At 63.2% G+C, this 14,918-nt stretch carries 10 protein-coding genes; 1 reads left to right on the top strand and 9 read right to left on the bottom strand.

Going from position 1 to position 14,918, the window contains the following annotated elements:
* Window positions 1-296 precede the first annotated feature (296 nt).
* Together ACSQ1W_RS03935 and ACSQ1W_RS03930 are read right to left on the bottom strand one after the other, a co-directional pair.
* Window positions 297-3,302, bottom strand: a complete 3,006-nt coding sequence (locus ACSQ1W_RS03935) for a hypothetical protein (protein WP_436041733.1) — start codon at window positions 3,300-3,302, stop codon at window positions 297-299.
* A gap of 696 nt (window positions 3,303-3,998) precedes the next feature.
* Window positions 3,999-4,529, bottom strand: coding sequence for a hypothetical protein (locus ACSQ1W_RS03930; protein WP_436041732.1), 531 nt, complete (start codon window positions 4,527-4,529; stop codon window positions 3,999-4,001).
* Between the two features lie 123 nt (window positions 4,530-4,652).
* On the opposite strand from ACSQ1W_RS03930, the gene ACSQ1W_RS03925 reads away from it, so the two are divergent.
* On the top strand, window positions 4,653-4,979 hold the full coding sequence (locus ACSQ1W_RS03925; protein WP_436041731.1) for a DUF2834 domain-containing protein: 327 nt from the start codon (window positions 4,653-4,655) through the stop codon (window positions 4,977-4,979).
* Window positions 4,980-5,242: 263 nt separating this feature from the next.
* On the opposite strand, the gene ACSQ1W_RS03920 is transcribed toward ACSQ1W_RS03925, so the two are convergent.
* The 7 genes from ACSQ1W_RS03920 to ACSQ1W_RS03890 all read right to left on the bottom strand — a co-directional run bounded on the left by ACSQ1W_RS03920 (window position 5,243) and on the right by ACSQ1W_RS03890 (window position 14,899).
* The gene (locus ACSQ1W_RS03920) at window positions 5,243-5,725 is read right to left on the bottom strand and encodes a hypothetical protein (protein ID WP_225589197.1); all 483 of its coding nucleotides are present in this window, start codon (window positions 5,723-5,725) and stop codon (window positions 5,243-5,245) included.
* A gap of 714 nt (window positions 5,726-6,439) precedes the next feature.
* Window positions 6,440-6,802, bottom strand: coding sequence for a hypothetical protein (locus tag ACSQ1W_RS03915; RefSeq protein ID WP_436041730.1), 363 nt, complete (start codon window positions 6,800-6,802; stop codon window positions 6,440-6,442).
* Between the two features lie 235 nt (window positions 6,803-7,037).
* Window positions 7,038-9,062 carry a prealbumin-like fold domain-containing protein gene (locus ACSQ1W_RS03910; protein ID WP_436041729.1) on the bottom strand — a complete coding sequence of 675 codons (2,025 nt, stop codon included), beginning with the start codon at window positions 9,060-9,062 and terminating at the stop codon, window positions 7,038-7,040.
* 474 nt (window positions 9,063-9,536) lie between these two features.
* Entirely contained in the window at window positions 9,537-10,487 is a 951-nt protein-coding gene (gene ispH / locus ACSQ1W_RS03905) for a 4-hydroxy-3-methylbut-2-enyl diphosphate reductase (protein ID WP_436041728.1), read from the bottom strand.
* Window positions 10,488-10,626: 139 nt separating this feature from the next.
* Window positions 10,627-11,124, bottom strand: coding sequence for a signal peptidase II (gene lspA, locus ACSQ1W_RS03900; protein WP_436041727.1), 498 nt, complete (start codon window positions 11,122-11,124; stop codon window positions 10,627-10,629).
* Window positions 11,124-13,955, bottom strand: coding sequence for an isoleucine--tRNA ligase (ileS, locus tag ACSQ1W_RS03895; protein WP_436041726.1), 2,832 nt, complete (start codon window positions 13,953-13,955; stop codon window positions 11,124-11,126). The genes lspA and ileS overlap by 1 nt, the downstream gene beginning before the upstream one ends.
* On the bottom strand, window positions 13,952-14,899 hold the full coding sequence (locus tag ACSQ1W_RS03890; RefSeq protein WP_436041725.1) for a bifunctional riboflavin kinase/FAD synthetase: 948 nt from the start codon (window positions 14,897-14,899) through the stop codon (window positions 13,952-13,954). Before ACSQ1W_RS03890 ends, ileS begins: the two co-directional genes overlap by 4 nt.
* Window positions 14,900-14,918: the final 19 nt, after the last annotated feature.

Raw genomic sequence — 14,918 nt, 5'->3', positions numbered from 1 at the left:
GGCGGGTCAATGCGGGGGTGTCGGCGGTGGAGTGATAAGCCCCTGGGAAGCCGGGTGTGGGGTGGGGCGGAAGGCGGACCCTAAAGCTCGGATGCGTGCTTTACCCCGCTTCCCTCAACATGTCGTAGTACGAAGCGACCTTGTGCGTGTCGGAGCAAGGACGCGTCCAGTCCGAGGAGCAGGACTTTGCACGTCCGAAATGCTGAGAGAGATAGGAGGGGGATATCGGTCTAGTGCAGGATTGGCTGTCGCTGGCATCTCATGCAGTTCCTCAACGGAAGCACTCAGTCTTGACCTCAGTTACTCGAACGTCGCTCTTGAGCCGCTAATCGGATAGGGTCAACACAGGCCAGCTTTGTGCCATCGTGATTAGTTAGAAGCAGCTCTCCATCCTCCGGTAGCTGCATCCAATAGCGTTGGGGCTGACTCGTAAATCTACGATCAAGCGTTGCCGCCTTTGGCGCATCTCGCGACTCAATCACCCCTGCGCGCCTTGGAAAAGCGAACAGGAAGTCTCCGACTATCTTGAAGTCTGCATCTGCGGTAGCGGACTGTGAGACATCCGTCTTTAGATCCGAGGTGGTATAGGTAACGTTAGTACGCATCAGACCGTCTGGATAGAACTTGATGCTCCAGCGATGCGCGCCGCGACTAGCTCGATCCGCTGATAGGCAATGCCACTCAACTGGTTCAGTTAACTTTTCGGCCGGCGGACCTGGCGGTGCAATCGCCTTATGCACTGACATAACCGTGTCCATGCGCTCCATTCTTCGGGAAGAATCTGGAGCGAACAGAGACTCCAATGTGTTTGGAGTGCAGGTGTTGTCCAACGAGACGTCCGGATCGCTCGGAGAGTTCTCGAGCGGCCAAGGATTCTGCTCGCACACCTTGTATGGGTACTTCTCCAAGAGAAGTGGCGGAAACGCGATCACTTCTGGAGCATCAATCCCCGCGATCATCGGCCCCCTGAAGATGCGACGAAACAACTGATCTCGCGCCCTTTCATCGCGCCACAGTCTAAATCCATTCTCCGGGTCGTCTGATCTAAGGAACGTGTAACGACCGACTGGCGGGTGCTCATGACCCCACCTCCTTAGGAATGGCATGCCCCGTTCATACCAGTGGAAAGATCCGTCTATAGATCGAAGCGCCCCAGTTAGTACATTGCTGCCCCTTCTCGTCTCCTGGTTGTAGAGAGCACTCCCGTACGATGTTTGACCCGCGACACCCTCGATCTCAGCCAATTTGTTCAGCTGGCGGGACGAAAGTAAGCTTAGCTTTGATAGAACTACTGAGTTGTATACGACATGGAATTTGTCTTGATCGAAGAAAGAACGACTCTCCGTTATCCCCATTTCGGCGGCGACTCTGTACGCGGCGTCAGGGATTGACCGAAGACCTAGCGACTCCCCCTCCGTGAATGCAAGCGTCACAGCCTCTACAGAGCCAGGCTTTTTTATGATCGCCAGGAGCTCTTTCACTGGCGCGCCGGCAACCGTTTCAACAGCATCAATCACTGCCTCAGTAATGATCGCCGCAATCTCCTTCTCCAGCTTCTCTACCGTTTCAAGAAGCATCCTGGAAGCAATATCTATTTTTGCAAGTGACTCTAGCACTCGCTTCAGCGACGCCAGCGCCTTTGTTCTGGCGTCGTCCACAGCGCAAGCTGCATCCATCAGCGGATGTGGAATTCCAGCCAAGACTGGCCCATAGCAGCTCACCCACTCCATCAGTGGCGCTAACGGATCGCCATCTGGGCTCAGAGCATTTATCATTGCTTGAGCATTTGCATGGACATACCTAACGCCTGCCCTCCTGATTCCTGAGTGCCATGTCTTGAGCGATGCTACAACCGCATTTATATCCGACAACGAGAGCTCGGCCATATTCAAGGCTGCTGTCATAAGCGCCGTCTCTAGCTCAATCTGAGTAACCGTAAGGTTCTCAATCTCGCTGGCTACACTTCTTAGCTGTTCGCCTAGCCCTAAGCTCTCGAGCTCAGCTTTGTTCTTAGCTTCAATTGCCGCCGCGAGCAGAGGGCGCAACTGAACCGCGTCATGAATATTCTCGCAAGCTCTCAAGGCTTCGTGATAGATGCGAGTCTGGGTCGCCATGCAACTTGGATCAAACACATCCAGCGCCCCGCATGCCTTCTTACCCAGCTTCAGCTTCTCGCACAGGCTCCTTGTTCCCGTTTTGCATACTGCTTGCGCAACAGCTTTTCCGGACTGGCACGCATTGATGGATGAGTTGATCTTGTCGCTAATTGACGCCGCATCGAGGGCAGCTTTGTTCATCTCGCCCTGTAGCCGCGCATACTCTTTATAGACGTTTGACAGCTCACTTAGGAGACCACCCAGAACGTCAGCGGGAATTGCTGCGTGGTTCTTCCTGATGTCCTGAATTTTCCCTATCGCGCGCTCGACTTCATCAAAAGGAATTGCTCCCGCTCCAATCTTCCTAGCCAGATCTCTCAGCTCTCTAACCTCTTCCTTATTTGCTAGGATTCCGGTCGAGAAGAAGACCGTTAGGCGATCAATCTCAATCGCAATGTTCTCCGCCTTCTCAATTGATCTCGCTATATTTCGTTCATGACTAGCCATGAACGACAGGTGTGGCGCACCTGAACTGTATCGACCAGCCTCTGGCGTGAAGATCAGCGTCCTAGCTATGAAGTCTTCAGGAATGGCAAGTTCGCCACTTGGCGCCCTAATAGCATCAAGCGGACTCCCGACTGAGGCTCCAAGTTCATTAGTTATAGGGGGATTTTTTGAAGCTATGAATGACTCGAGAATGAAGTGCCGAGCTTCAACATGCGTCTCGCCCTTTAGCTCCCAAACATCACCAGAATAGTGATTCACGTACGTGTGCGAGAAGGCATCCGTCGCTGCATGCACCTTGTAGCCAGCGGCGAATGCTTGCTCTTCAGGAGTTTTTGCTGAGCTCTCAATGTGGCTAAGCCAATCACCTGTTCCCCAACCGAACGGACTCTCATCTCCAGGATGGATAACCATCTGTCCTGCTATCACACCCGGAAACGCATCCGGGCCCAGCGAGCCCATTCTAAAATATGACGGGTTTTGCCTGATTGCGCTGACGATCGCAGGATCCACGGGAAAGCTTCTAATCTGACCACCAACATCGATGGATATTTGCCCATCATCTACTACGTCGTTAAGAACCTGCTGGGATATGTACACATGTGAGTCAATCTTTAGCGCTAAGGCCTCGCCAGTAACCAGACCGGCCGTGCAAGCCAGCGCGATAGCCAGAACACGAAATGTGGATCGGACGCTGTTCACGCTTCCCTCCAATCATTTTTAGTTAGCGTCGACGGCCCTACGGTCCGCAAGCATCCTCATGCTGGACTCGCTGTCGCCTCAGACGGAGCAACGCATGACTCTGACCTAGCAGGCCAGGTATCTCAGATACCGTCATTAGAAGGAAATTGAGATTACTAGCAGCTCAGCACGCTGCCGTGCTGCAAGAGACATAAACGTATTTACGTTCGCAAGACCAGTCTTTACTTCGACCCGGCCCAGCCAGCTTTCAGCCATCAGTGCGTCTGGGGCTGGCTAGCGCTAGCCCCGCCCCTGTATGGAGTGCATCCAGTCCATCCTCCACTTCGGCGCGTTCGGGGCAGTGTTTCCACTGCGGTTCTAGGACTTCGATGCCCCGTAATGCGGAGCATCCGCATTGAGATCAGTCAGGGGAGCGGCGCATTGTGTATGCGTCGCCCCTGCGGCTGGTTCCGACGCTGATCTCCTTACGGATCAAGCACTACCGGACCGACCCAGCGCCCCGGCCCGTCTTGGGCGACGTTACTTAAGCCGGGACCGACAAGTCAGAGGTTCGCGTGCGGGCTATAGCCTTGATGTCCCCGCTTGCTGCGACGCATCCTAAAGCACACCAATCGCTACCTGCCGCGCCCTGCACTCCGAGCACTATCGGCGCGTCAGAGGCAACACGTAACAGGCCAGGCGCGTGCTGGTTGCGCTCTAGCGGTCGCCTGCTGCTTTGGCTTCACCCTGACAAGCTGCGTTGTCAGCGGCTAACTGCGCCATTCGGTTGATCTTGTCATCGGGAACCTTGTCGATGTCATCCCCGAAAGAGGCGAGCTCTTTGCCAATGTCGTCACACGACGGCTTGAACTGGCCCTTTCCTACTTTGGGCTTCTGCTCGACAGGGGCACCACCCACGTTGCCAACCAAGACGGTGACACCACCACGATGCTGGGATATCACAGACACCCGATAGGTGAACTGTCGTCCATCGCAGCCCACGATGGTCCAGTGTTCTTCATCGCCATCTTCGCCTTCGGCACGCACTGACCCAACTGGCTGCTTGTACTTGCAATCCGGATGCTGGAAGTCGTGCCACTGCGCGACGTCGCGCAGGACGTTCGGTATCTGGGCATTGGGTACGGCAGTGTCCCTGTACTCCTGCGCCTGTGCGTAGAAGACCGCACCGGCAGCCAGTGTCAAACAAGCGGCCCAACGGGCGGACATGACGCTTACCGTCTTACGCATGGAATCCCCTGCTTGCCCCGAGACACCGGCAGCGTAACCAACGAGGGGACACCTGCCAACAGGGCATGGGCAGTATCCTATTGACATCTTGTCCAGCACCACCAGTGCCACAACGGAGTTCCGATGCAGCTGATCTACCTTGTGCTTTGCGTCATCGGAGCGGCCTTGCCCCTGTCCCAGTTCATCCCATGGTTGTCTGCCAACGGGCTCAACATGCCTTTGTTGCTCCAGCAGGCGATAGCAACCCCGGTGTCTGCTTTTGCGTGGGCTGACGTGCTGGTGTCGGGGATCGCGGTACTGGTGTTCATTGCCGTAGAGGGGCGGAGGCTCGCCATGCGTCGCCTGTGGATTCCTGCGGCGTGCATGCTGGTCGGCCCATCGTTGGCTTTGCCGACCTTCCTGCTGATGCGAGAGCGCCATCTTGCGGCTACGCCGTCGCAGTCTGTGTGACTAGGCTACATACGATGGCCGCATGGACGAACCCATGGGCTGGATCTACTTGGAACGGTACACCAGCATTGGCTGAAGGTCGACGGACGAGAGGTAGCCCTGATTTCGTGTTGGAGGTACGTGCGCTCGCCCCAACTTATGCGGCGGCGACCGATGCGGCCTGACGCCTGGCGCGCGCGCTTCGTTGCAGCGGCAGCACGGACCCAGAACGGCCCCGCATCGCGGGGCCGTTCCGTTCCATCCAACATTCCACTACCGACGGACTAGTCCGACTGAGGTCCCGCAGGCACGTCATCCGCCGCCTGCGTACTGACGCGCCAGCGGCTGGCCAGACTGCGGCGCGCTTCGTCCAGGCTCTTGCCCTTGCCGGCGACTTTCAGCGCGCCGTACACCTCCAGTGCGGCCACCATCTGGTCGCTGCCCAGTGCCATCTCGGTGTCCATAGCCCGCTGGTAGAGATGGGCGATGCGAAGGATGCGCGGGCGCAGCAGGTCCAGCGTCTGCTGGTCGCGCTGGAAGGCGTCGATGTCGAAGTCGCGCGCCATGATGCCGCTGTGCTGCTGCGCCACGTTGAGCGCGGCACGGCAGAAGGCTTCGGACTTCTCGCCCATCTTCATCAGGCCGCGCCGCTGCTCCGGCGTCAGCGAGATCAGGCCCGTCAGGCACGTTTCCATCTGCGTGATGGCCGCATCCAGCGGGTCGAGAAGCGTGCTGTCGATCGGCAGGTCCACGAGGTTCTGACTCATTGTCACTCCTTGATTCCATGTCAGGTGATGCCGCCGCATCCGACGGCAGGTCCACGCTACCTCGTCGCCCGTACCCATCCAAGACGGTGACGAGGCGAAATGACTAACAATAGCGACCTATTCGTACGTACCGGCTTCGCTGGGCATCGCCCGCAGCGCACGTATGTGAGACATCGACCCAGAAAGGTGCGTGCACACGGCACTGAAGTGAGATGACAAGGAAAGTTTCCTCGCATCGCGAGGTGTTCCTGTGAGACGACGAGGAACATTTCCTTGAGCGGGAGCCTCACAGGGTCGACGGCAAGGAAATCCGCCTTGGCGTCGAGCCTTTCCGGGTCGAGGTGTCGAAGAAAGTATCCTTGCCGCCAAGGATTTCTGGTTCGGCCGCGAGGCTTCACTCGATGACGCCGAACCATCGTGGTGCACGGGGGAGTTTCAACGGTTCGACGGGGAGAAGTATTTGTTCGGCAGTGCGTCGGTTTTACTGCCAACGGTCACTCCGGAGACGTAGGAAGTCCGTCAACGCTTTCGCGGCAAGCCCGTCTTGGTGGGGCGCATAGGTTGAGGTGAGCACAGCGAACCCCAACAGCGTCTTCCTTCCCGGACAGAGAGGGCTGGTCAAATCGAAGCCGCCCCATACCGCAGTGTTACGCGGGGCGCTTCGCCGACATGCCATGACGCGTCATCGTCCCCGCATGTTGGGGTTCGCGTTGCTCACCCCAACCTATGGCCGCATCCATGCGAGCCCCGCCCGCCCACCGCGCGCTTCCTTCCACACGCCATGCACATCCGGTACGCGCCGAAACGTCCCTCCCGCTCACCTCCCAGCAATCCACCGCAGCTGCAGATCAACGCATCGCCGGTCTCCCAGCGCATCAACCGGAGGCTCGCGAAGATCCCCAGCAAAACGGCGAGGCCCAACAGTCCATACGGTAGCCAGCGAAGCGCATCACCCAGCGCGGCCAGGTACGCCGACTGCCCCCATCCCGGCAGCCACCACGTCGAGGCGAATGCCAGCAGCAGGCACGCCAGCGTCGGCAGGTACATCCTGAAAGCCATCCGGTGCATGCGCGTCATCGGTGATCCCCTCGGTCCGTGATGGACAGTCTGGTCGGGGAGCGTCGCGCGGGATGAGACGACGGACGAGCGACATGCCGACATGCCATGGCGCACGATCATCCCTGCATGTTGGGGTTCGCAGGCTCACCCCAATCTGGGCCGCGGGACGATCGATCTCGTCACCGGCGAAGATCCTGCGGCGACGACGGCGTGCTCTCCTCCGTCATCGCGACCGCGTCACCGACGGGCGGGTTCAGGGCTGCCCCGTTGCGGTCACCGTGCACAGCAGCGTCGCCGTGACCTGCCCCCCCACGGGGAGCGTCGGAATCACCATGCCGGCACCCAGCAGTGTGGACACGGGCACCGTGGCGGACGGACACGTTGCACCACCGGCGGCGGCACACGCGAAGGTGGTGCCGGGCGTGGTGCAGTTCAGGCCGGGGCTTGGCGTATCGGTCAACACCGTCCCGGGGGCGGCCACCGGGCCGTTGTTGGTCACCACCAGCGTGTACGTCACCACGCCTCCGCTCGGCGTGGGATTCGGCGTGGCTGTCTTCAGTACCTGGATGTCCGCCCGTCGCAGCGTGTTGGTGAAGGTGCAGGTGACGTTCGCGCCGGCCACGGTGGCCGCCGCATCCAGCACGACCTGCCGCGAGGCCAGGTTCGGCGTGGCGGTGCCACCCGTGGGCAGTCCGGTGCAGGTGATGTCGGTAAGCACGTAGTTCGCCGGCGGCGCACCTTCGGTGATCGTGGTCGCGGTGTTGGCCGCCGCCAGGATCTGCACCGCGCCGCTGACGGGCGTGCCGGCGGCGGCGGTGACCAGGGTCTGGTTCGCGATGCCGTTGCTGCCACTGAAGGTGAAGCTGTCGGTGCCGTTCACGCTGGTCTTGCGGATCGTCACCCGCGGGCGCGGGGTATTGCTGAAGGTGCAGGTCAGGTCGTCGCCCGCTGCAGGGGTCACGTTGAACGTCGTACCGCTGCCGCTCGGCGTCTGCCCACCCGGCCGCGTATTGGTGCAGGCGTACGTCGTGGTGTAGTTGGCCAGCACCGCGCCGCCTGCCGCCGATTCGGACAGCGTGTACACGCTGTTCGCGGTGGGCGTGGCGTGCGTCACCACGCCGCTGGCGGTGCTACCGCTGCCGGTGGTGGTGACCGATGCCGGCGCGCCCGCACCGGCGATGGACAGGGTGAACTGGTCGGCCGCCTGCATGCGGCCGCCCGGCAAGGCCTTCTGCAGACGCAAGGTCGTGCGTGCATTGGCGAACGTGCACGTCAACGCCGCGCCCGCCGCCGTGCTCGGCGCGGGAATCGTGTACGTGGCGCCGCTGCGGCTGCCGACGGAGTTGCCGGCAGCCGTGGTGCAGACGGCGTCCACCACGCTCCAGCCCGACGGCAACGTGCTTTCGGTGATCGTGACGGCGGTACCCGGGGTGGCCACGGTGAACGGCTGCATGCCGGTCGCGGTATTGCCGTCCACCTGCACCGGCGTGCCTGCCGCCGAGGTGGTCACCGTGCTGCCGGTGTTGCGTGTGGTGTTGGCCAGGGTGAAGGCGAAAGGACCGCCCGCGACAGGCTGGGTGACCTTGTACAGCGTGAGCGGCACGCTGCAGCCGTGCATCTGCGCGATGGTGTACGTCCCGTTTGCGTTGGGGTCCCAGTAGCGGAACTCGATCCGCGACACCTGGTAGCCCGTCAGGTCGATGTCCACCGTGCCCCGTCGTCCGTTGCTCAGCGCGTCGGTGCTGCCGTCGGGTGCCTGGAACAGGTTGGATCCTGCGTAAGACAGCAGCGAGTTGGCATAGAACGAATACATCGACGCTGTCAGCGTGATGAGCGCACCGTTCTGGTCGTAGGCGTTGACCCTCATCCTGTCGCCCGCATCCAGGTCGTGCAGGCGGAAGCTCAGGTTGCCGACGGGCAGATACTGGCCGAGGTTATCGGGATTGCGGAAATGCAGCGTAGTCTGGATGCGGTTGGCTTCGCTGCCGGTGTTGCCGGCACTGTGGCCGATGCGGATGCCCGGCTCACCGGCGTAGTGGTTGTCGCTGATGTCGTTGGTGGTGATCGTGCCGTTACCGAAGGTGGTGTTGTCCACTTGCACGCGGGACGTGCCCACATAGACGTTGTTGCCATTGATCACCGTCTCGCTCGAGCCGGTTTGCCCGTTGAGGGCAGCGAAGGACTGGTACGTCCCGAAACCGCATTGCTGTGCCAGCGCCGGTCCGGCGATGCCTGCCAACGCGACCACGGCCAGCATGCGGCATGCGGAGAGACTCATGACGTCACGCCTTCCGCACGCAGGCGCGTCGTGTGCGACACGCGGGCGGCATGCCCCTGCGTTGCCGTGACCGGCAAAGTGATTCGACGTTCCATTCGCTATCCCCTGTTGATCTGATGCGCCCGTGCCACCGCACGTGACGCGTATCGCGGGACGTCGCACCTACGTTCGTATGCGTGACGTCGCGAGGGGATATTCGCGGTGGGCGCGATGCACAGGACATCGCACGCATCTGACCGCAGCGGCATCCGTCCCGATTTCGACGGACAGGGCCGGCGTGTACGCGATGATCGCGGCAACGAGCGAGCGTCCGGCAACGACCTGCCGGACGCGGGACATGCGTGTCATGGAAGCAGTCGTCCCGGAGCGCGAGGGGACGACACCAGGGCCGCTACGCGTTCGCGTGCACGCCTGCCAATGCCATACCGTCTTTGCGACGTATCGTGCCGGTGTGGAGCGTTCCGCGCCGACGGATCAGCCGACCAGCTGCAGCCGCAGTTCCTTGGGCAGCGCGAAGACCATGCTCTCGGGCTCGCCGTCCAGTTCGCTGACGCCGGCGGCGCCGAGGTCGCGCAGGCGCTGGATGACGCCCTCGATCAGCACGTCCGGCGCGGAGGCGCCGGCGGTGACGCCGACGCGCTGCTTGCCCTCGATCCAGCGCGGGTCGATCTCGTGCGCGCCGTCGATCAGGTACGACTCCACGCCGTCGCGCTCGGCCAGCTCACGCAGGCGGTTGGAGTTGGAGCTGTTCGGCGAGCCGACCACGAGGACCAGGTCGCACTGCCTGGCCAGGTCGCGCACGGCATCCTGGCGGTTCTGCGTGGCGTAGCAGATGTCGTCGTTCTTCGGCCCCTGGATCGCCGGGAAGCGCGCCTGCAGGGCCTGGATGATGCCCACCGTGTCGTCGACCGACAGCGTGGTCTGGGTGGTGTAGAACAGGTTCTCGGGCTGGCTCACATCCAGCGTGGCGACACCGTCGATGTCTTCCACCAGGTAGATCTGCCCTGCCCCGCCTTCCCGGTTCCACTGGCCCATCGTGCCTTCCACCTCGGGGTGGCCGGCGTGGCCGATCAGCACCACGTCGCGGCCGGCGCGGCAGTGGCGGGCCACTTCGAAATGCACCTTGGTCACCAGCGGGCAGGTGGCGTCGAACACCTTCAGGCCGCGGCGGTCGGCTTCGTTGCGCACGGCCTTGGCGACGCCATGCGCGCTGAAGATGACGGTGGCGCCGTCGGGCACTTCGTCCAGTTCTTCCACGAACACCGCGCCGCGCTGCTTCAGGTCGTCGACCACGAAGCGGTTGTGCACCACTTCATGCCGCACGTAGATCGGTGCGCCCAGCGTTTCGATGGCGCGCTTGACGATCTCGATGGCGCGGTCGACACCGGCGCAGAAACCACGGGGATTGGCGAGGAGGACGTCCATAGGATCGAATTCTACCGAAGGCGGAAACGCAGGGAGATGAACCGGCATCCGTAGACGGAACCGCCCGGCACCTTCGCCCCTCGCCCGCCTGCGGGAGAGGGGAACGGGGTGAGGGCTGGCCGCCGCGATGCCACCCGGCTCACTCGCCTTTCTTCTTGCCGTCGAACAGCCCGAACAGCGCGATGCCGATGGCGCCGCCCACCACCGCGCAGTCGGCGATGTTGAACGCCGGCCAGTAATGGTCGCGCCAATGCCACTGGATGAAGTCGATCACGTGGCCGTGGATCTGGCGGTCGATCACGTTGCCCAGCGCGCCGCCGATGACCAGCGCATACGGCAGCGCCTGGCGCCAGTCGCCGCGCGCGGTACGCGACAGCCAGAAGCCCAGCAGGCCGCTGATGCCCACGGCCAGCACGGTGAAGAACCACAACTGCCAGCCGCCCGCGTTGGCGAGGAAGCTGAACGCCGCGCCGGTGTTGTAGGTGCGGTACCAGTTCCAGAAGCCCTCGATCACGGGGATGGCGGTGTACTCGGGCAGCGAGGCCAGCACCCACGCCTTCGACCATTGGTCCAGCACGATGACGATGACCGACAGCAGCAGCCAGGCCAGCGCGTTGGGTTTCGGCTTGGCGACCATCAGAACCACACCCGGTCTTCGCCGGCGCCGTCGATGTTGCTGACGCAGCGGCCGCACAGTTCGGGATGCGCGGCATGCTGGCCGACATCGGCGCGGTAGTGCCAGCAGCGCACGCACTTGGTCTTGGTGGTCGGCGTGGCCAGCACGAAGATCTCGTCGGCGCTGACTTCGCTGACGGTGACGTCGCCGCTGATGAAGAAGAAGCGCAGCTCCTCGGCCAGCGGCTGCCACTTGGCGGCGGTCAGCGCATTCACCGACACGGTGATCTCCGCTTCCAGCGCGGCGCCGATCAGGCCGTTGGCGCGCATCGGCTCCAGCACCTTGGCGACCTGCTCGCGCAGGGCCAGCAGCTGGTCGAAGTCGGCGGCGTTCAGCGCGGCACCTTCCGGCAGCGGCGCCAGGCCGTCGTACCAGGTGGCAAACAACACGTTGCCCGTGCGCTCACCCGGCAAGTAGCCCCACATCTCGTCGGCGGTGAAGCTGAGCACCGGCGCAATCCAGCGCACGAAGGCTTCGGCGATATGGAACATCGCACTCTGCGCACTGCGGCGACCACGCGAATCCTCGCGCATCGTGTACAGGCGGTCCTTGGTGACGTCCAGGTACAGCGAACCGAGGTCGACGCTGCAGAAGTTCAGCAGTGCCTGCACGATCTCGGCGAAGTCGTAACGGTCGTAGGCCGCCTTGATCTTCTCCTGCACTTCGTACGCGCGGTGCACGATCCAGCGGTCCAGCGCGACCATGTCGGCCGGCGCCAGCAGGTCGCGCACGGGGTCGAAGCCGTTGAGGTTGCTGAGCAGGAAACGCGCGGTGTTGCGCAGGCGACGGTAGGCGTCGGCATTGCGCTTCAGGATTTCCTGCGACAGCGACATCTCGTTGCTGTAGTCGGCGCTGGCGATCCACAGGCGCAGGATGTCCGCGCCCAGGGTCTTCATGATGTCCTGCGGCTCGATGCCGTTGCCCAGCGACTTGGACATCTTGCGGCCGTGCTCGTCCACGGTGAAGCCGTGGGTGAGACACTGCTTGTACGGCGCGGCCTTGTCGATCGCCACGCCGGTCAGCAGCGAGGACTGGAACCAGCCGCGATGCTGGTCCGAACCTTCCAGATAGAGATCGGCCGGCTTGCCGAAGCCACGCTCCAGCAGCACGCCTTCATGCGTGACGCCGGAGTCGAACCAGACATCGAGGATGTCGGTGATCTTGTCGTAGTCCTTGGCTTCGTCGCCCAGCAGTTCGGCCGCGTCCAGCGTGTACCAGACATCGACGCCGCCCTGCTCCACGCGATCGGCGACCGCGCGCATCAGCTCGACGCTGCGCGGATGCGGTTCGCCGGTTTCGCGATGCACGAACAGCGCGATCGGCACGCCCCAGGTGCGTTGGCGCGAGATGGTCCAGTCCGGACGGCCATCGACCATGCCGGCGATGCGCGCCTCGCCCCACTGCGGGAACCAGCCGACGTGCTTGATGGCTTCCAGCGCATCGGCGCGCAGGTTGGCCTGCTCCATCGAGATGAACCACTGCGGCGTGGCGCGGAACGCGATCGGCGTCTTGTGGCGCCAGCAGTGCGGATAGCTGTGTTCGAGCTTGCTGAAGGCGAGCAGCGCGCCGCTCTGCTTCAGCACCTCGATGATGGTGTCATTCGCCTTCCAGATGTGCAGGCCGGCGAGTTCGACGCCATGCGCGGCCGGCGTGGACGGCAGATACACGCCGCGGCCATCGACCGGATTGAGCTGCGCAGCGGTGTACTTGTCGAGCAGGCCGTACTGCTTGCTGACGACGTAGTCCTCCTGACCGTGGCCGGGCGCGGTGTGCACGGCACCGGTACCGTCCTCGGCCGACACGTGGTCGCCGAGCAGCACGGGGATGTCGCGTTCGTCGTAGAACGGATGCGCGAAATGCAGGCCTTCCAGCGCAGCGCCCTTCACGCGGCCATGCACGGCCACGTCGGTGACGCCGTAACGCTGCAGCGCGCGCTCGGCCAGCGCATCGGCCAGCACCAGCCAGCGGCGCTTGCCGTCATGCGTGGGGCCTTCGACCAGGGCGTAGTCCAGATCGGCGCCGATGGAGATGGCCAGCGATGCGGGCAGCGTCCACGGCGTGGTGGTCCAGATCGGCAGCGCGACCTCGACATCGGCGGGCACGTCGATACCGAACGCCTTCGCCACCGCCTGCGCATCGCGCGCGGCGTAGGCGACGTCCACCGCCGGCGAGACTTTGTCGGCGTACTCGATCTCGGCCTCGGCCAGCGCCGAGCCGCAATCGAAGCACCAGTGCACCGGCTTCACGCCGCGCGTCAGGTGGCCGTTGGCGACGATCTTCGCCAGCGCGCGGATCTCGTTGGCCTCGAAGCGAAAGTCGAGCGTCTTGTACGGGTTGTCCCAGTCGCCGATCACGCCCAGGCGCTTGAAGTCCTTGCGCTGGATCTCGATCTGCGACTCGGCGTATTCGCGGCACTTCTGCCGGAACTCGACCGCGTCGAGCTTCACGCCGACCTTGCCGAACTTCTTCTCGATGGCGATCTCGATCGGCAGGCCATGGCAGTCCCAGCCGGGGACATACGGCGCATCGAAGCCGGCCAGGTAGCGCGACTTGACGATGATGTCCTTGAGGATCTTGTTGACCGCGTGGCCCAGGTGGATCGCACCGTTGGCATACGGCGGGCCGTCGTGCAGCACGAACAGCGGGCGGCCCTTGGCGTTGTCGCGCAGCTGCGCGTACAGGCCCTGGCTTTCCCAGCGCGCCAGCGTGTCCGGCTCGCGCTTGGGCAGGTCGCCGCGCATCGGGAACTCGGTGGCGGGCAGATGGAGGGTTGCTTTGTAGTCCTGGCTCACGCCGTCGCTCGTCGTTGATGTTCGGAAAGGAGGTCGCGCGCCTCGGCGGCATCGCGGTGCATCTGCTCGGTGAGGCTGGGCAGATCGGGGAATTTCAGTTCGTCGCGCAGCTTGGCGACGAATTCGACGTCGATGTGGCGCCCGTAGAGGTCGCCGGCGAAGTCGAACAGGTGGGCTTCCAGCAACGGCTCGACGCCGTCGACCGTCGGGCGCGTACCGAAGCTGGACACCGACGGCCACGGTTGGTCGCCGACGCCGTGCACCCAGGTGGCGTAGATGCCGGACAGCGCGGGCGTCTTCGGAAAGCGCAGGTTGGCGGTCGGAAAACCCAGCGTGCGCCCGAGCTGCTTGCCGCGCACCACGCGGCCGCCGATGGCGTACGGGCGGCCGAGCAGGCGCTCGACGGTGGCGAAGTCGCCGCTCTTCAGCGCTTCACGGATGCGGGTACTCGAGACACGTTCGCCCTGCGCATGCACCGGCTCGATTTCGCCGGCGGTGAAGCCCAGTTCGCGGCCCATCGCCTGCAACAGGGCGAGATCGCCGCCGCGGCGATGACCGAAGCGGAACTCCGGACCGATCCAGACTTCACGGGCGGCCAGGCGGCCGGACAGCAGCACGCGGGCGAAGTCTTCGGCGGACATCGCGGAGAGCTTGGCATCGAAGCGCAGCAGGCCGACGTGGTCGGCGCCGAGATCCAGCAGGCCTTCGACCTTGGCGCGCGCCAGGGTCAGGCGCGGCGGCGGGGTGTCCCTGGCGAAGAACTCGCGCGGCAGCGGTTCGAAGGTGACCACCACGGCCGGCACACCCAGCGCGCGGGCACGGGCGACGGCATGCCGCACCAGCGCACGGTGGCCCAGGTGCAGGCCATCGAAGGCGCCGATGCAGACCACGCTACCGTGCGGGCACAGAGGCCCGCCATCGACGTCACGGAACAGCCTGCTCATGGATTCCTGTCAGGACGGA

Source organism: Pseudoxanthomonas sp. LjRoot143 (assembly GCF_964252945.1).
In the GTDB taxonomy this organism is placed as follows: domain Bacteria; phylum Pseudomonadota; class Gammaproteobacteria; order Xanthomonadales; family Xanthomonadaceae; genus Pseudoxanthomonas_A.
Note: the sequence above shows the minus strand (reverse complement) of the source record. Positions and strands in the feature narration are given on the sequence as shown.

Excerpts from the sequence above, each read along its gene's own strand:
- ACSQ1W_RS03915 (WP_436041730.1), bottom strand. The coding sequence starts at position 6,802 with ATGACGCGCATGCACCGGATGGCTTTCAGGATGTACCTGCCGACGCTG.
- lspA (WP_436041727.1), bottom strand. The coding sequence starts at position 11,124 with ATGGTCGCCAAGCCGAAACCCAACGCGCTGGCCTGGCTGCTGCTGTCG.
- ispH (WP_436041728.1), bottom strand. The coding sequence starts at position 10,487 with ATGGACGTCCTCCTCGCCAATCCCCGTGGTTTCTGCGCCGGTGTCGAC.
- ACSQ1W_RS03910 (WP_436041729.1), bottom strand. The coding sequence starts at position 9,062 with ATGAGTCTCTCCGCATGCCGCATGCTGGCCGTGGTCGCGTTGGCAGGC.
- ACSQ1W_RS03890 (WP_436041725.1), bottom strand. The coding sequence starts at position 14,899 with ATGAGCAGGCTGTTCCGTGACGTCGATGGCGGGCCTCTGTGCCCGCAC.
- ACSQ1W_RS03920 (WP_225589197.1), bottom strand. The coding sequence starts at position 5,725 with ATGAGTCAGAACCTCGTGGACCTGCCGATCGACAGCACGCTTCTCGAC.
- ACSQ1W_RS03925 (WP_436041731.1), top strand. The coding sequence starts at position 4,653 with ATGCAGCTGATCTACCTTGTGCTTTGCGTCATCGGAGCGGCCTTGCCC.
- ACSQ1W_RS03930 (WP_436041732.1), bottom strand. The coding sequence starts at position 4,529 with ATGCGTAAGACGGTAAGCGTCATGTCCGCCCGTTGGGCCGCTTGTTTG.